This window comes from Shigella sp. SIG6, from assembly GCF_053555815.1.
The window spans coordinates 20,325-36,432 of sequence record NZ_JBQZXC010000030.1 but is presented as its reverse complement, the minus strand read 5'-3'; the positions used below and the strand labels follow the sequence as shown (position 1 = coordinate 36,432).

The window sequence follows — 16,108 nt, the reverse complement described above, 5'->3', positions numbered from 1 at the left end:
TTCCAGCCCACATAGCCGATAAAAGCACAGAAATCGCCACAATGCGCAAGCCAGAATTCCTGTTGCCATCCATGATAACCTGGCGTGCGTTCAACCAACTCTTTCAGCATTTCATCAGGATATGTGTTCTTAATACCGGCAAATTCGTCCTCTTCATCATACTCAAATTCAACACCTTCTATGCTGGCATCATCCTGAAAACTACCTGCAAACTTTTCAGCAGCAGAACCGTCCGCAATACACAACGGACAGAGATGTTCAACTTCATCAACGCAATAAAAGGGACCCGAGTAATAAACTGACGTCTGTTGTTCACAGCAATCGCACTCTACGGTTTTATCCTGTTCAAATGCGCCTGTTTCCAGTGGCTTGGGATGATATTTGAATTGGGGTAACGGCCTGATATTTTGAGTCATAGTAACATCCTGTCTGCTTTTGAGTAGCCCAAAGATAAAGTATCCCGCTTAACTTAAAGAGTCTGTTTCAGGACATGAAATATCCAATCCGGGCAGACGGGTAATGATTCTGCTCATCACCACACCTGCCAGCAATGCAGGAATGATGCGGACAACGAGACTGTCACCAGAAAGAATGTTTTCAAACAACTCCGAGGAAGCCATGCCCTTAATATGTACAATAACTGCACAATAGATCTCGGTGATAACGACGCCACCTATGCCACCAGCCAGACAACGATAATTTTTCTGTGACCCGATCTTTTCCGGCAGACAGGCGACCATCACGCCGGTTAACAATGCAGGAATAGCTCCCGTAGTAATAAACAATGGAAGTACCTGTATTATTACCAAAAGAACCAGCGGTTCTTTTGCGAAGAATATGTAGAGGACAAGAAACAGAACACCAATTAACGGTCCTAAAACCGCAAAATAAAGTCCGTGATGTATTACCCGACGTGAAACAGACATATCAAACTCCCTTTACTTACCTTTGAGCGCCAATTTAAGCGGGGTAAGTGAAGGGAGTGTGAAGAACTATGCCGTAATATCCCAACCACGCGCTTTCCACAGTTCCGGTAACTGCGAAAGATGGGTAAAGGTGGTGACTTTCGGGTGAACGATCGGCTTATTGTGCGGGTCGGCGCAGAAGTAGAACACTTCCATACCTGCGTCGATACCAGATTGCGCACCGGCAACTGAGTCATCAACCAGAATGCAGTTTTCTACATTTACATTCATCGCTTTTGCCGCATGGAACATTAACGCCGGGTCTGGCTTCCAGCGCTGAATATCGTAGCCGCTGAACAGTTTATCCGGGAAGTAGTGCAACATATTCAGCTTGCCCATAGAATGCTGCATTTTGTTATTTGGGCCGTTAGATACCACACACATTGGCGCAGTGATCGCTGACAGGAGCGCTCCAGCCCCTTCGATGGCTTCCAGTTCTGAATCGAACAGCCGAGCGACTTCTGCACGGTAAACGTGTTCAGCTTCTGTTTTCGCTAACGTAGCACCATGTTCAAGGGAAACAATATCGATAATTTCGTACAGTTTTACACCTTTGAAACGTTTGAATACCTCTTCAGGATCGAGCGTAATACCAAATTCCTGAAACATCGTTACATATGCGCGGGAGCAAATGACTTCACTGTCGACCAGCGTACCGTCGCAGTCGAAAAATACCGCTTCTATCCGGGACATGCCTTTCCTTTTTAATCAGTTTAACGTTTTCGTAGAGCCGATTTGCGCAACGCAATCGTTGCCGTATAAGTAAATCCAATAAAAAAGTCTCTCACAAACGCGCCTATTGTCGCATTTTGGTATACGATAGCGACGGATTTTCCCTCCTTGTTCGGAAATAGATAATGAGTCATCAACATACCACCCAGACTTCTGGTCAGAGGATGCTGGAACGCGTTTTTAAACTGCGCGAACATGGTACTACGGCACGAACTGAAGTGATTGCCGGGTTCACCACCTTCCTGACGATGGTCTACATCGTATTTGTTAACCCACAAATTCTGGGCGTTGCTGGCATGGACACCAGTGCCGTCTTCGTAACAACCTGTCTGATTGCTGCTTTCGGTAGCATTATGATGGGATTGTTTGCAAACCTTCCGGTGGCGCTGGCTCCTGCGATGGGGCTTAACGCCTTTTTCGCTTTTGTGGTTGTCCAGGCAATGGGGCTGCCGTGGCAGATCGGTATGGGCGCAATCTTCTGGGGCGCTGTCGGACTGCTTCTTTTGACCATTTTCCGCGTTCGTTACTGGATGATTGCTAACATTCCGGTAAGTCTGCGTGTGGGTATTACCAGCGGTATCGGCCTGTTTATCGGCATGATGGGGCTGAAAAACGCAGGTGTGATTGTCGCTAACTCGGAAACGCTGGTGAGCATCGGTAATCTGACTTCTCACAGCGTACTTCTGGGTATCCTCGGCTTTTTCATCATTGCTATTCTGGCCTCGCGCAACATTCACGCAGCGGTGCTGGTTTCTATCGTGGTGACGACGCTGCTGGGCTGGATGCTGGGTGATGTGCACTACAATGGCATCGTTTCTGCGCCGCCGAGCGTAATGACAGTTGTGGGTCATGTAGATTTAGCCGGGTCGTTTAACCTCGGGCTGGCAGGGGTGATTTTCTCTTTCATGTTGGTCAACTTGTTTGACTCCTCCGGTACGCTGATTGGCGTGACCGATAAAGCAGGTCTGGCGGATGAGAAGGGGAAATTCCCGCGCATGAAGCAGGCGCTGTATGTCGACAGTATCTCTTCCGTGACCGGTTCGTTTATCGGTACTTCTTCCGTTACGGCTTATATTGAGTCCTCTTCCGGCGTATCGGTTGGCGGTCGTACCGGTCTGACGGCAGTGGTTGTTGGTCTGCTGTTCCTGCTGGTTATCTTTCTGTCGCCGCTGGCGGGAATGGTGCCAGGCTACGCTGCAGCTGGCGCGTTGATCTACGTTGGCGTGTTGATGACCTCAAGTCTTGCTCGCGTGAACTGGCAGGATCTTACTGAATCTGTTCCGGCGTTTATTACCGCCGTGATGATGCCGTTCAGCTTTTCGATTACCGAAGGTATTGCGCTGGGCTTTATCTCCTACTGCGTGATGAAGATTGGTACCGGGCGTCTGCGTGACCTTAGCCCGTGCGTAATCATCGTTGCGCTGCTGTTTATCCTGAAGATTGTATTTATCGACGCTCATTAAAATCGATAGCGCATTAAAAACCCGCCATGCATGATTACTGGCGGGTTTTTTATTTAGATCTTAACTCGCTGAATAAACTCACCAAATGCGGTCAATTGCCCGGTCAGGTGGTCCAGCGTACCCTGATCAATCACTTCTCCGGTTTGCGGATCAACTTTGTTCTGAATCACGCCGCCCATAAATTCCGGCTTGTTCATCACCATTGCATCGAGGAAAACCAGAATCTGGCGCAGGTGATACTGACAGCGCGCGCCGCCAATCACGCCCATTGAGCTGGTCTGAATCAACACCGGTTTACCGGCCAGCGGTTGATCCGGCAGGCGGGAAAGCCAGTCGATGGCATTTTTCAGCCCACCCGGTACCGAGTAGTTATATTCCGGCGTGACGATCACCACACCGTCAGCCTGACGGATCTGTTCCGCCAGAGCTTCAACCGTTGCTGGAAAACCTTCTTCCTGCTGTACGTCAGCGTCATACAGGGGAATGTCGGCAATGGAAGGTAACGCATTGACTTCCATGCTCGCCGGAGCAATTTTCGGCAGGGTACGTGCAACCATGCCATTAAATGAGCCTTTGCGCAGGCTCCCCAGTAACGTAACCACCTGCAATTTTTCAGACATAATGACTCCTGTGGTTGTCTATCAATTTGGCGAAAAAGACTTCACGGTAGAGAGCTGGGCAAAACGCATCATCCGGCTGGTAGGATTGTTGGCGCGGCTGTGAATATCCGGCAGGCTTTTCCAGCTGTGTTTGCCATCTAACTCCCAGACACTGAGCTTTTCAATCGCGGGCGTGACCGCCACGGACCACACCAGCACGTCCTCCGTGTCGCATAACGCTTCTACATGATTTACATGAGCACATTTCAGGCGTCCGGCAATGGGCAGCAGCTGCAGATCGCGCGGATCGTCATTCAAAACATCACCGGTTAGTTTTAGCACGCTTCGGCGCAGCGTAATGAGCTGCGCCCGCGCTTCGTTAGGATCGTTTTGTTTACTGATCCATAGCGATTCATTGCTGGAAAAGGTGTGGTTATCGGGCGCGTGTGGGCTATGAAACCCGCGCGTCGCACGCTGTAGTTCCATATCGAGGCCACATTCACCTTCGGTTGTTAACGCCACGCCAACCATATTCCCGGCATAGGAAATAGAAAACGAAGGCAAATTTTTATCACTGAAAACCGGTTTACCTTTCGGCAGGGTGACGATTTCCGGCAATTCGCCAATGCCATACAGCATGAACATCAGTTCTGCGAGTAAACCTCTGGACGCCAGAAAACGGCTTTGACGATGAGGGGGAATGTTTCGGGCTTCTTGATGACACTGGGAGGGGAGACGAACAGAAATCAGATGTCCTTCCGTTAAAATCCCTCGGGCAAAGTGAGTCGCCATTTTTCGCTCCATGCTTAATGGTCCATTATGAATACAAGAGTAATCATTTACTGGAATGATGGACAGACTAAAGCGGCTAAAAGTTCGATTCAGACAAGCTTATTACAACTTTTTTACATTTTATTGTGAAATTGGGTCGCGTTTCATACGATTCGGTTATGCCATCGACGCGTAAAGGTTTTTAATGGTTTCCCGTAACCAGACGATCTTCGGATTATGGCTGTTCCGTTTATGCCACAGCAGGGTAAAAGGAACTTCCAGCTTTTTTTGCTGGCTTTCGTCAAACGGGAGAGGAAGAGCAACCAACGGCAGTTGATGGAGTTGATTGTAGTACTGACAGTAGCGCGGCGCGGTCGCCAGTAGCAGATTGTCGGGTTGCGCTGCCATAAACAGTGACTGCTCGAATTCCGGCAGGTTCATAGCAATCGTGCGTTCGCGCCCCAGCTCCTGTAACACATTGTCCAGCGCCCAGGTGTCGCTCTGTTCCCAGCAAATGCTGATATGCGGATAACGTAAAAAGGTGTCCAGATTCCACGTTTCATGCAGTGCCGGATGATCTTTGCGTAACCAGACGCAGGGTACATCACTAAACAGCACTTCATAATCAATGGCTAACGGTAGCGAGCTTAACAGCTCCCGCGAGCGAGGATGGCTTTCGCGACCGGAAAAACCAATATCCACTTCACCACGAGTAATGGCATCTAAGGAATCGTAATCCCAGTTACGTAGTTTGATGGTCGCCTGCGGGTAACGTTGGTAGATCCGTTTCGACAGCGCATTAAGCATGATCATCATCAGCGGCGATTCCGCCGCCAACTCAAACTTCAGGCCGCGCGGTGTCTGGTGGTGCGGTTTATCCAGCAGCAGATTGCTCATTTGCATCCATTCCGCCAGATTTTGCTCCATGCTGACCATTAGCGGTGTGGGCGACAGCCCCAGCGGTGAGTTCACAAAGAGCGGGTCGTCAAACCACGCTCTTAACTTTGCCAGCGACTTACTCACCGCTGAAGGGGTCACGTTCATCCGCTTCGCCGCTTTGGTCACGCTGCGCTCCTGCATCAGCAGTTGCAGACAGAGCAGCAGATTGAGATCAAGCGTGGTGATGGATTTCTTCATGAGCGGCAACGGGGCGTCCAGGCGCGACGAACATAATCAGCAACAGGCTCACTATGCTACAGGCAATCAGAATCCCGATCAGCATATTCCATGCGCCGATACCAACCACCGCGGCCAGCCAAATCCACAGTGACGAACCGCAAACCTGCGCAATACCTAAGGTCGAGCTGGCTACGCCCGCGCGTAATGAAAATGGTCCTAACGCCTGACTCATCGCTACGCCAAAACCTACCGAGAAACCGGCGCAAATCAGCGTGATACCAAACAGAGAAACCGCATGGGAAGGTGAAACGGCAAGGGTGATCCCCGCCGCAAGGAATAACACCTGCGAGGTGATCATCAACGTACGTGGCTTAAAAATTCCCAGCGCAAATGGCGTCGAGAATGAAAAGGTCATGCTGACGCCAGCGGTCAGCGCCATAATGGTGGCGTATTCTCCGCGCTCAAACCCCATGATTTCCATCAGCAATACCGGCGATGTATTGACGAAAGTGAGGATCACCGAAACGCTGAGGGTGGTGATAACAACACGGCTGAGGAAAAAACGATTAAGCAGCGACTTGCTATTTTCTCGTGGTTTGTCCGAAGCAGCGGGGGACGCTGGGCGCGTTTCTTTTAAAATAAACAAAGACAACATCAGTACCGCGATGCCCATCATTGCCATCGCCCAGAACAGACTCTGCCACGGGAATTTAAGCATAATCAGATGTCCGAGCACTGGCGCTAACACCGGAATGATGCAGGTAATACCGTTGAGTAATGACAGCACTTTAGCCCGACGTCGATCATCCAGCGTGTCGCGCAAAATGGCGAACGCCACCACGTAACAACAGCCTGCGCCCAACCCCTGTAGAAATCGGCCTGCAAGAAATAACGTGCTGGTTTCAGCCAGTGAACAGAACACCGAGGCAATAATAAATAGCGCCGCGCCGGGTATGGCGACCGGCTTTCTCCCTGAACGATCGGCCACTTTACCGGCAAATAGCATCGCAGCTGCCATCCCCGCCAGATATACGGAGAACGCAATATGCAACTGCGCTTCGCTGGCATTGAGATCGGCGGCGATGCGCGGTAAACCAACGAGGTACATATCAATCCCGGCGGGATAAAGTAAAACCAGGGCAAAACTACAAATCAAAAAGCGGGACATGGGCTAAAGCGTCCTGATAGTAAGGTGACGCAAAGCATACGTGGTGAAGGAGGATAAGGCGAGTTGCCATTTGGACATAAGTGATTTCCTGAGAGGCAAGAAGCCAGCGAATGGCTGGCTTCTTGAAGGATTTAGCCAAATTTAGGTAACACGTTAAAGACGTTGCCGAACCAGCACAAAATCACGGTTATACCAAAGAGAATGACAATCGCCGGAATAAGATTGCCGCCCCAGACCGTGAACATCTGATTGGGAAACTTCTTGCGAGCTTTGATTGCAAGCACTGCGGGAATAATGACCGCCCAGATGGTGGCGCACAGCCCGGCACCGCCGATCCCGTAAATAAAGCCGTTCGGGAAGATCAGATACAACAACGCAGGTGGCAGGAAGGTTAACAGCACGGTTTTGAAACGCCCGCCGTGGGAGTTATCAATCTTAAACAGGTCCGCCAGATAATCGAACAACCCCAGCGTGACACCAAAGAACGAACTGGCAACAGCTAAGTTAGAGAACACCAGCAGGCAAAACTCGATAATGCCGTGCTGTTTGGTGCCGAGGAACGATTTCACCAGCGAATCAACGTTGCCGCCTGAGGAGATTATCGCCTTAAAGCTTTCGCGCGGAATATTCCCCATCGTGCAATAGAGCCAGAAGAGATAAATCACCAGCGCCAGCAGCGAACCAAATACCACGCTTTTGATTAACTTATCTTTGCGTTTGCCATAGCAAATAATCAGGCTGGGAATATTGCCGTGGAAACCAAATGACGCCAGACACACCGGCAAAGCCATAAAGATATACGGGAAGTAAGACGTTCCCGCAGTGGTGCTGGTGGCATCGCGCAGGATGGAGTAATCGACCTGGAAGAAGAAAGAACCAAACACGATCACAAAGGAGATAATCTTCAGCCCGAGGAACAATGAGGTAATGCGACTGGCGGCTAACGAACTTATCCACAATACGCTGGCAACGAAAATGGCTGTGCAGATCCCGACAATACGTGGATTAGCGTGATAGCCCAAATTCATTGATATCGTTTCACTAATGATCGCACCATTAGCAGAGATATAGGCATAAGTGAGGATATAGAGAACGAAGGCAACGGTAATACCGCTGATAATGTTCCAGGTGTTACCTATTAAATCTTTGGTGATGGTGTTAAAACTGGAGCCGACAGGATAATTTAAATTTGCTTCTAATAACAATAACCCGGAATGAAGCATTGAAAACCAGGCAATGATAAGGATAAAGGCACCCCAGAAAAACCAGGCACCGGCAAGATCAACAGGTAAAGCAAACATACCTCCACCAATTACTGTACCTGCTATAACCATAACACCCCAAAATGCAGAGTGCTTTTTTTCAGCTTGATCAGTCATGATGCCACCTTTAGAGGAAGGCTATTTTTGTTATTGAGGATGTAGGGTAAGAGAGTGGCTAACATCCTTATAGCCACTCTGTAGTATTAATTAAACTTCTTTCAGTTTTGCGGTGAAGTGACGCAATACTTTTGGTTCGTAGGTAAAGGTTAATCCTTTAATATTCGCCGCGTTCTCTTTTACATGTTTAAAGGCTTCAATAATGAAGTCCATATGTGTTTGAGTATATGTTGCGCGCGGAATGGTTAAACGCAGCAGTTCAGCCGGGCATGGCAGTTGTTTACCGGTTTTCGGATCGCGGCCTAACAGGAAAGAGCCAATTTCTACCGCACGGATACCGGCGACTTTATACAGCTCGCACGCCAGCGCCTGTGCCGGGAACTGGTCTGCCGGGATATGCGGCAGCAGTTTACCGGCATCAACGAATGCCGCGTGACCGCCCGCCTGCTGGCAGACAACGCCAATCTCTTCCAGACCATCGACCAGATACTGTACCTGCGCGATACGATAAGCCAGCCAGTCGAGATTCATGCCGTCATACAGACCTACCGCCAGACGCTCCATCGCGCCGCCTTCCAGGCCGCCATATGTCGGGAAGCCTTCCTGCACCACGCAAAGGGTTCTGCACTCGGTGTACACATCAAAGAAGCTGTCGTCTTTCATGCACAGCAAGCCGCCCATCGGCACCATCGCATCTTTCTTGGCGGACATCGCCAGCATATCGGCATATTTGTAGGTTTCGCGGGTGATCTGCTCGATGGTCCAGTCTTTGTATTCTGCTTCACGCTGCTTGATGAAATAGGCGTTTTCAGCAAAGCGTGCGGAGTCCATTACCACCGGAATATCGTATTTCTTCGCGATGCTGTACATCGCTTTTAAGTTTGCCAGTGAAACCGGCTGACCACCTGCAGAGTTACTGGTGATGGTTGCAACGATATACGGCACGTTATTCGGGCCAACTTCTTCAATACCGCGTTCTAATCCTTCGAGGTCAAAGTTGCCTTTAAAGTCGTAACGCACGCCCGTATCGAAGGCTTCTTTGATATAGACGTTACGCACGGTACAGCCGTTAATCTGGCTATGGCCCTGCGTGGTATCAAAGAAATAGTTAGAGAATGCCACCATTTTGCTGCGATCCAGGCCTTTTTCCTGCTCGCGTTTTTTAATCAGTACCGGAATATAGATTTGCTCTGCGCCACGGCCCTGGTGAGTCGGAATAGTATATTGATAACCAAAGATATTTTTCACTGACTCGGCTAACGCATAGTAGCTGCGGCTGCCGCTGTAGGCTTCGTCGCCGCGCATCATCGCTGCCTGCATACTTTGGGTTACCGCCCCGGTGCCGCTGTCGGTCAGTAAATCGATAAACACATCTTCGCTATCCAGCAGGAACGGGTTCATACCGGATTTAATAATTGCTTCTTCACGATAAGCGCGAGTAGTACGTTTTACTGGCTCAATAACACGAATGCGGAACGGTTCAGGGAGATGTTTAAAGTTTTCCATTACATAATCCTTCATTTATTTTAATTACAGTGATCCCTGTGAATATTACATCTGCAATATCCATTAATTCACCATGTATATATACAAGCACCATCATTTACTAAAATAAGTAAATAAACGAGAGATGGCCTTTGCAAAAGGCAAAATTAAGATATAGCAAACTAATCGATCACATTGAATCTAATCGGTTTGGCTCTGGTGATGGCTACAGAAGGGTAAATTAAGGGCGGTGATCGACAATCTTATTGTCGATATTGAACCATTTTGAGGTCACACATACATGTAAGATATTCATAATGCACTTATCCTCGAAAGACACGCCGCTACATTATTACACTCAGAATTTTTGTCTATTCTGAAATTGTTTAAATGTGAATCGAATCACAATCGTTCGGGGAGCAGTATTAAATGCTTTTTTTAAAGATTATAAATTACGTAAGAATTTTAATGTTTAAAAAAGGGTTGAGGCATAACAGGAGTGCTAACAATGAAGCGAAGCCGCATCTGACAGTCAGAATACGGCTTCGTAAGCGCGGTTACTTACCAATACAGAAGCTGGAGAAAATCCGCCCCAGCAGGTCGTCTGAAGTAAATTCCCCGGTGATTTCGCTTAAGTTCTGCTGTGCCAGGCGCAACTCTTCCGCCAGCAGTTCACCTGCCCAGGCTCCCAACAGTTGCGCTTTACCTTGCTGCAAATGCTCCGCTGCCTGTTCCAGCGCCTGTAAGTGGCGACGGCGCGCCAGGAAGCCGCCTTCCATATTGGTGTCAAAGCCCATGCTCTGTTTGAGATGGTTACGCAGCACGTCCACGCCTTCACCAGTCCTTGCCGAGAGACGAATTAACGCGTGACCGTTCACTTCACTCATTCCCAGCGTTTCGCCGGTGATATCGGCTTTATTGCGTACCACGGTGATCGGCAGTTTCGCGGGCAGACGGGCGATAAATTCCGGCCAGATCTCTGCCGGATCAACGGCGTCTGTCGTGGTGCCATCGACCATAAACAGCACGCGGTCGGCCTGTTCAATTTCCTGCCACGCGCGCTCGATACCAATACGTTCCACTTCGTCACTGGCCTCACGTAGCCCGGCAGTGTCGATGATATGCAGCGGCATTCCGTCAATGTGGATATGCTCACGCAGCACGTCACGCGTGGTTCCGGCGATATCGGTTACGATTGCCGCTTCACGGCCCGCCAGCGCGTTTAACAGGCTCGATTTACCGGCATTAGGACGTCCGGCAATCACTACTTTCATCCCTTCGCGCAACAAACTACCCTGACGTGCTTCAGCACGCACTGCATCGAGATCGGCCATCACGTCATTAAGCTGGGCTTCAATTTTGCCGTCGGAGAGGAAATCGATCTCTTCATCAGGGAAATCAATTGCCGCTTCGACGTAAATGCGCAAGTGGGTGAGGGCTTCTACCAGATGATTAACCCGTGCGGAGAATGCGCCTTGCAGCGAGTTAAGTGCCGAACGGGCCGCCTGTTCCGAACTGGCGTCGATAAGATCGGCAATCGCCTCGGCCTGGGCTAAGTCAAGTTTATCGTTAAGAAACGCGCGTTCGGAAAACTCACCAGGGCGAGCAATCCGTAGGCCGGGAATGGTCAGAATGCGTTTTAACAGCAGGTCGAGGATCACCGGACCGCCATGACCTTGCAGTTCCAGCACATCTTCGCCGGTGAACGAGTTCGGGCCAGGGAACCATAGCGCAATCCCCTGATCGAGCACGCTGCCGTCGGCGTCTTTAAACGGAAGATAATCGGCGTAGCGCGGCTTAGGCAGTTTACCCAGCACGGTTTCGGCAACTTCACGGGCTTTGAAGCCGGAGATGCGCAGGATGCCAACGCCGCCACGTCCCGGAGGCGTGGCCTGGGCTACGATAGTGTCATTATCGCTCATGATGTTCCTGTTGCTTTGTGTGGCGGATGCGCGGTGCTTATCCGCCCTACGAAAAGAAAAAAGGCGGTCAACTGACCGCCCTTATTTTAGCGAAAACTCACCGAATCAGGATTTTTTCTTCTCGCGGCTATGCAGGCCACGTTTTTCCAGACCACGGTAAATCAGCTGCTGCTGAATAATGGTTACCAGGTTGCTGACGATATAGTACAGTACCAGACCTGACGGGAACCACAGGAAGAACACGGTGAAGATGACCGGCATAAAGGTCATGATCTTCTGCTGCATCGGGTCGGTCACAGTGGTCGGCGACATCTTCTGAATGAAGAACATCGTTACGCCCATCAGGATCGGCAGGATGTAGTACGGGTCCTGTGCCGACAGGTCGTGGATCCACAGTGCAAACGGTGCCTGACGCAGTTCAACGGAACCCATCAGCATGTAGTACAACGCCAGGAAGATTGGCATCTGGATCAGCAGCGGGAAGCAGCCGCCCAGCGGGTTAACCTTCTCAGCTTTGTACAGCGCCATCATTTCCTGACTGATACGCTGTTTGTCATCGCCCAGACGCTCACGCATTGCCTGAATCTTCGGCTGCAGCATACGCATCTTCGCCATGGAGGTGTACTGCGCTTTGGTCAGCGGGTACATGATGCCACGAACGATAAAGGTGATGATGATAATGGAGAAGCCCCAGTTACCCACAAAGCTATGGATCCATTTCAGCAGTTTGAACAGCGGCTGAGAGATGAACCACAACCAACCGTAATCAACGGTCAGATCCAGGTGCGGAGCAACAGCTGCCATTTTGTCCTGGATTTCCGGGCCAACCCACAGGGTGCTGTTCATCGCGCCAGTCTGACCAGGCTGAACCAGTACCGGCTGAGATTTATAGCCGATAGCGACGATGCCGTTACCCAGATTAGCGGTATAGAAGTTGTTGGTACCGTCGTTATGCGGGATCCACGCCGTCGCGAAATACTGTTGCAGCATCGCCACCCAACCACCTTTCGAAGAGATGTTCAGGTTTTCGTTATCGGCAATGGTATCGAACTTGTATTTCTCATACTTCTCGTCAGGCGTGGAGTACGCCGCGCCACGGAAGGTGTGCAGTGCGAAGTTGCTGCTTCCGGTATCGAGATGCGGTGGCAGAGTGATGGATTGCTTCAACTGACCAAACGAGGAGATTTCCAGCGGTTTCTCGCCAGCGTTCTGCACGTTGTAGTTGACGTTGACAGCGTAATCACCACGTTTCAGGACAAACGTTTTGGTAAACGTGTTGCCTGCCGCGTCGGTATACGTCATCGGCACCTGCAGTTCGTTTTGACCTTCAGCCAGCACATAAGCGTCTTTTTCAACGTTATACAGCGGACGCGGGCCGTTAGCCGGGTTATCCGGGCCATCACGACCGGTCAGACCGCTCTGTGCCTGATAAATAAACTGCGGTGAAGTTTCCAACAGCTGGAACTGCTGGGTAGAGTTCAGCTCTTTCGGGTAAGCAGGCAGCAGAGCTTGCTCAACATCACCACCACGGGTGTTGATGGTCAGATCAAGCACGTCGGTCTTAACCGAGATCAGTTTCCCCTGGCCACTGGCCGGTACGCCCTGGTCGGCGGCGCTACCCGCTGCGGTGGTCGTTGTCTGCGTGGTCTGTTGGGCCTGAGGTTGCGGGTTTTTATCCTGCTCCCAGGCTTGCCAGATCATGAAAGACACGAACAGCAAAGCGATGACTAAAAGATTGCGTTGCGAATCCATCGTTAGTGTTCTCTGGTATCAAATGGTCCGGGCGGGACGGGATCGTCACCACCAGGGTGTAAAGGGTGGCATTTTAATACGCGTTTCACCGTCAACCAACTGCCTTTTATCACTCCAAACCTGCGCAATGCCTCAATTCCGTAGCTTGAACAGGTTGGAGTGAAACGACAATGCGGCCCGAGTAGCGGACTAATCAGGCGTTGATAGACCCGAATGAGGGCTATCAGGACCCGCGAGCCAGGCGACAGTGGCGGCGCCATAATTTTTCCAACGCTTCCGAGAGAGCACGGTTATCGAGGTCGGCAACCCCTTTTTTCGCCACCACCACGAAATCCATAGCCGGGAGTTCATGTTGGCGCAGACGGAAGCTTTCACGCGTCAGACGTTTAATCCGATTGCGTTCATGGGCGCGTCGAACGTTTTTCTTGGCGACTGTAAGACCGATACGGGGATGCCCCAGCGAATTCAGGCGGCCGAGAATGGTAATTTGCGGCGTGCCAGCCCGTTGTGGCTGCTGGAAGACGAATGTGAATTGACTGGGAGTTAACAAGCGTAACTCCCTGGGAAATGCGAGCTTAACCACTCAGGGGTTAGCTTTATTACTTAGAAACGGTCAGACGAGCGCGGCCTTTAGCACGACGACGTGCCAGAACCTGACGACCATTTTTAGTAGCCATACGAGCACGGAAGCCGTGAGAACGGTTGCGCTTCAGTACAGACGGTTGAAAAGTGCGTTTCATGGCGATTTCTACCTAAACTTGAATAAATTCAATGGCTTTATTGGATATCCGCCGAAAAATGAAACGATGGACACCGAAGCCATGGGTGATTAAAGAGGCCGGATTGTAATAATTGTACACACCGGAGTCAATTCTCTTTCCTTAATTTACCGCGCTTTTCCGCACCTTTTCGCAGGGAAAATGTACGACCTCACACCAGTGGAAACCAGCATGGCGCGCCGGGTGGAGGATTATACGGGCTGATGGGTAAAGCGCAAGGATCGTCCTAGATCTTTATTAGATCGATTAAGCCAATTTTTGTCTATGGTCATTAAATTTTCCAATATGCGGCGTAAATCGTGCCCGCCTCGCGGCAGGATCGTTTACACTTAGCGAGTTCTGGAAAGTCCTGTGGATAAATAGGGAAAATCTGTGAGAAACAGAAGATCTCTTGCGCAGTTTAGGCTATGATCCGCGGTCCCGATCGTTTTGCAGGATCTTGATCGGGCATATAACCGCAGACAGCGGTTCGTGCGTCACCCTCAAGCAGGGTCTTTTCGACGTACGTCAACAATCATGAATGTTTCAGCCTTAGTCATTATCGACTTTTGTTCGAGTGGAGTCCGCCGTGTCACTTTCGCTTTGGCAGCAGTGTCTTGCCCGATTGCAGGATGAGTTACCAGCCACAGAATTCAGTATGTGGATACGCCCATTGCAGGCGGAACTGAGCGATAACACGCTGGCCCTGTACGCGCCAAACCGTTTTGTCCTCGATTGGGTACGGGACAAGTACCTTAATAATATCAATGGACTGCTAACCAGTTTCTGCGGAGCGGATGCCCCACAGCTGCGTTTTGAAGTCGGCACCAAACCGGTGACGCAAACGCCACAAGCGGCAGTGACGAGCAACGTCGCGGCCCCTGCACAGGTGGCGCAAACGCAGCCGCAACGTGCTGCGCCTTCTACGCGCTCAGGTTGGGATAACGTCCCGGCCCCGGCAGAACCGACCTATCGTTCTAACGTAAACGTCAAACACACGTTTGATAACTTCGTTGAAGGTAAATCTAACCAACTGGCGCGCGCGGCGGCTCGCCAGGTGGCGGATAACCCTGGCGGTGCCTATAACCCGTTGTTCCTTTATGGCGGCACGGGTCTGGGTAAAACTCACCTGCTGCATGCGGTGGGTAACGGCATTATGGCGCGCAAGCCGAATGCCAAAGTGGTTTATATGCACTCCGAGCGCTTTGTTCAGGACATGGTTAAAGCCCTGCAAAACAACGCGATCGAAGAGTTTAAACGCTACTACCGTTCCGTAGATGCACTGCTGATCGACGATATTCAGTTTTTTGCTAATAAAGAACGATCTCAGGAAGAGTTTTTCCACACCTTCAACGCCCTGCTGGAAGGTAATCAACAGATCATTCTCACCTCGGATCGCTATCCGAAAGAGATCAACGGCGTTGAGGATCGTTTGAAATCCCGCTTCGGTTGGGGACTGACTGTGGCGATCGAACCGCCAGAGCTGGAAACCCGTGTGGCGATCCTGATGAAAAAGGCCGACGAAAATGACATTCGTTTGCCGGGTGAAGTGGCGTTCTTTATCGCCAAGCGTCTACGATCTAACGTACGTGAGCTGGAAGGGGCGCTGAACCGCGTTATTGCTAACGCCAACTTTACCGGACGGGCGATCACCATCGACTTCGTGCGTGAGGCGCTGCGCGACTTGCTGGCATTGCAGGAAAAACTGGTCACCATCGACAATATTCAGAAGACGGTGGCGGAGTACTACAAGATCAAAGTCGCGGATCTCCTTTCCAAGCGTCGATCCCGCTCGGTGGCGCGTCCGCGCCAGATGGCGATGGCGCTAGCGAAAGAGCTGACTAACCACAGTCTGCCAGAGATTGGCGATGCGTTTGGTGGGCGTGACCACACGACGGTGCTTCATGCCTGCCGTAAGATCGAGCAGTTGCGTGAAGAGAGCCACGATATCAAAGAAGATTTTTCAAATTTAATCAGAACATTGTCATCGTAAAC

18 protein-coding genes are annotated in these 16,108 nt (G+C 50.6%); 2 read left to right on the top strand and 16 right to left on the bottom strand.

All coding sequences use genetic code 11. The features are described 5' to 3' along the window. The 3 genes from ACUU1M_RS07705 to yieH all read right to left on the bottom strand — a co-directional run. On the bottom strand, nt 1–416 hold a 416-nt coding region (locus ACUU1M_RS07705; protein ID WP_449144657.1), incomplete at its 3' end, for a CbrC family protein. Between the two features lie 48 nt (nt 417–464). Next, a complete protein-coding gene (locus tag ACUU1M_RS07700) occupies nt 465–926 on the bottom strand; it encodes a hypothetical protein (RefSeq protein WP_152028902.1) in 462 nt (153 codons plus the stop codon). A 66-nt stretch (nt 927–992) separates the two neighbouring features. Then, entirely contained in the window at nt 993–1,658 is a 666-nt protein-coding gene (gene yieH, locus ACUU1M_RS07695) for a 6-phosphogluconate phosphatase (RefSeq protein WP_152028903.1), read from the bottom strand. 164 nt (nt 1,659–1,822) lie between these two features. Between yieH and adeP the strand changes: the two genes are divergently transcribed. Further along, nucleotides 1,823–3,160, top strand: coding sequence for an adenine permease AdeP (gene adeP, locus ACUU1M_RS07690; RefSeq protein WP_005081549.1), 1,338 nt, complete (start codon nt 1,823–1,825; stop codon nt 3,158–3,160). Nucleotides 3,161–3,213: 53 nt separating this feature from the next. On the opposite strand, the gene yieF is transcribed toward adeP, so the two are convergent. From yieF to ACUU1M_RS07625, 13 genes are all read right to left on the bottom strand, one after another. Continuing rightward, complete coding sequence (gene yieF, locus ACUU1M_RS07685) at nt 3,214–3,780, bottom strand: class I chromate reductase YieF (RefSeq protein WP_001291268.1); 567 nt, start codon at nt 3,778–3,780, stop codon at nt 3,214–3,216. 21 nt (nt 3,781–3,801) lie between these two features. After that, the gene (locus ACUU1M_RS07680; RefSeq protein ID WP_005077588.1) at nt 3,802–4,551 is read right to left on the bottom strand and encodes a 4'-phosphopantetheinyl transferase family protein; all 750 of its coding nucleotides are present in this window, start codon (nt 4,549–4,551) and stop codon (nt 3,802–3,804) included. Nucleotides 4,552–4,707: 156 nt separating this feature from the next. Further along, nucleotides 4,708–5,667: an HTH-type transcriptional regulator YidZ gene (gene yidZ, locus ACUU1M_RS07675; protein WP_005077586.1), complete on the bottom strand. Its 960-nt coding sequence runs from the start codon at nt 5,665–5,667 to the stop codon at nt 4,708–4,710. Next, nucleotides 5,642–6,817 (bottom strand): multidrug efflux MFS transporter MdtL, encoded by a 1,176-nt coding sequence (gene mdtL / locus ACUU1M_RS07670; RefSeq protein ID WP_000085990.1) that lies wholly within the window; start codon nt 6,815–6,817, stop codon nt 5,642–5,644. Before mdtL ends, yidZ begins: the two co-directional genes overlap by 26 nt. Before the next feature lie 131 nt (nt 6,818–6,948). Next, nucleotides 6,949–8,196, bottom strand: a complete 1,248-nt coding sequence (gene tnaB / locus ACUU1M_RS07665; RefSeq protein ID WP_000131911.1) for a low affinity tryptophan permease TnaB — start codon at nt 8,194–8,196, stop codon at nt 6,949–6,951. A gap of 90 nt (nt 8,197–8,286) precedes the next feature. Continuing rightward, complete coding sequence (gene tnaA / locus ACUU1M_RS07660; RefSeq protein ID WP_001295247.1) at nt 8,287–9,702, bottom strand: tryptophanase; 1,416 nt, start codon at nt 9,700–9,702, stop codon at nt 8,287–8,289. Nucleotides 9,703–9,922: 220 nt separating this feature from the next. After that, nucleotides 9,923–9,997 carry a tryptophanase leader peptide gene (tnaC, locus tag ACUU1M_RS07655; protein ID WP_011069570.1) on the bottom strand — a complete coding sequence of 25 codons (75 nt, stop codon included), beginning with the start codon at nt 9,995–9,997 and terminating at the stop codon, nt 9,923–9,925. 241 nt (nt 9,998–10,238) lie between these two features. Beyond that, nucleotides 10,239–11,603: a tRNA uridine-5-carboxymethylaminomethyl(34) synthesis GTPase MnmE gene (mnmE, locus tag ACUU1M_RS07650; RefSeq protein WP_001282349.1), complete on the bottom strand. Its 1,365-nt coding sequence runs from the start codon at nt 11,601–11,603 to the stop codon at nt 10,239–10,241. A 105-nt stretch (nt 11,604–11,708) separates the two neighbouring features. After that, on the bottom strand, nt 11,709–13,355 hold the full coding sequence (gene yidC, locus ACUU1M_RS07645) for a membrane protein insertase YidC (protein ID WP_152028904.1): 1,647 nt from the start codon (nt 13,353–13,355) through the stop codon (nt 11,709–11,711). A 2-nt stretch (nt 13,356–13,357) separates the two neighbouring features. Further along, complete coding sequence (gene yidD, locus ACUU1M_RS07640) at nt 13,358–13,615, bottom strand: membrane protein insertion efficiency factor YidD (protein WP_001307474.1); 258 nt, start codon at nt 13,613–13,615, stop codon at nt 13,358–13,360. Beyond that, the gene (rnpA, locus tag ACUU1M_RS07635; protein ID WP_000239730.1) at nt 13,579–13,938 is read right to left on the bottom strand and encodes a ribonuclease P protein component; all 360 of its coding nucleotides are present in this window, start codon (nt 13,936–13,938) and stop codon (nt 13,579–13,581) included. Before rnpA ends, yidD begins: the two co-directional genes overlap by 37 nt. A 16-nt stretch (nt 13,939–13,954) precedes the next feature. Continuing rightward, nucleotides 13,955–14,095, bottom strand: coding sequence for a 50S ribosomal protein L34 (gene rpmH, locus ACUU1M_RS07630; RefSeq protein WP_000831330.1), 141 nt, complete (start codon nt 14,093–14,095; stop codon nt 13,955–13,957). A 230-nt stretch (nt 14,096–14,325) separates the two neighbouring features. Beyond that, nucleotides 14,326–14,406: a hypothetical protein gene (locus ACUU1M_RS07625; protein WP_123005643.1), complete on the bottom strand. Its 81-nt coding sequence runs from the start codon at nt 14,404–14,406 to the stop codon at nt 14,326–14,328. A gap of 296 nt (nt 14,407–14,702) precedes the next feature. Here ACUU1M_RS07625 and dnaA point away from each other — a divergent pair, with 296 nt between their 5' ends. Next, entirely contained in the window at nt 14,703–16,106 is a 1,404-nt protein-coding gene (gene dnaA / locus ACUU1M_RS07620; protein WP_000059111.1) for a chromosomal replication initiator protein DnaA, read from the top strand. Nucleotides 16,107–16,108 lie beyond the last annotated feature (2 nt).

What these genes read in the sequence shown, in the direction of transcription:
- ACUU1M_RS07700 (WP_152028902.1), bottom strand. Translation starts at nt 926, where the DNA reads ATGTCTGTTTCACGTCGGGTAATACATCACGGACTTTATTTTGCGGTT.
- yieH (WP_152028903.1), bottom strand. Translation starts at nt 1,658, where the DNA reads ATGTCCCGGATAGAAGCGGTATTTTTCGACTGCGACGGTACGCTGGTC.
- adeP (WP_005081549.1), top strand. Translation starts at nt 1,823, where the DNA reads ATGAGTCATCAACATACCACCCAGACTTCTGGTCAGAGGATGCTGGAA.
- yieF (WP_001291268.1), bottom strand. Translation starts at nt 3,780, where the DNA reads ATGTCTGAAAAATTGCAGGTGGTTACGTTACTGGGGAGCCTGCGCAAA.
- ACUU1M_RS07680 (WP_005077588.1), bottom strand. Translation starts at nt 4,551, where the DNA reads ATGGCGACTCACTTTGCCCGAGGGATTTTAACGGAAGGACATCTGATT.
- yidZ (WP_005077586.1), bottom strand. Translation starts at nt 5,667, where the DNA reads ATGAAGAAATCCATCACCACGCTTGATCTCAATCTGCTGCTCTGTCTG.
- mdtL (WP_000085990.1), bottom strand. Translation starts at nt 6,817, where the DNA reads ATGTCCCGCTTTTTGATTTGTAGTTTTGCCCTGGTTTTACTTTATCCC.
- tnaB (WP_000131911.1), bottom strand. Translation starts at nt 8,196, where the DNA reads ATGACTGATCAAGCTGAAAAAAAGCACTCTGCATTTTGGGGTGTTATG.
- tnaA (WP_001295247.1), bottom strand. Translation starts at nt 9,702, where the DNA reads ATGGAAAACTTTAAACATCTCCCTGAACCGTTCCGCATTCGTGTTATT.
- mnmE (WP_001282349.1), bottom strand. Translation starts at nt 11,603, where the DNA reads ATGAGCGATAATGACACTATCGTAGCCCAGGCCACGCCTCCGGGACGT.
- yidC (WP_152028904.1), bottom strand. Translation starts at nt 13,355, where the DNA reads ATGGATTCGCAACGCAATCTTTTAGTCATCGCTTTGCTGTTCGTGTCT.
- yidD (WP_001307474.1), bottom strand. Translation starts at nt 13,615, where the DNA reads ATGGCGCCGCCACTGTCGCCTGGCTCGCGGGTCCTGATAGCCCTCATT.
- rpmH (WP_000831330.1), bottom strand. Translation starts at nt 14,095, where the DNA reads ATGAAACGCACTTTTCAACCGTCTGTACTGAAGCGCAACCGTTCTCAC.
- ACUU1M_RS07625 (WP_123005643.1), bottom strand. Translation starts at nt 14,406, where the DNA reads ATGACCATAGACAAAAATTGGCTTAATCGATCTAATAAAGATCTAGGA.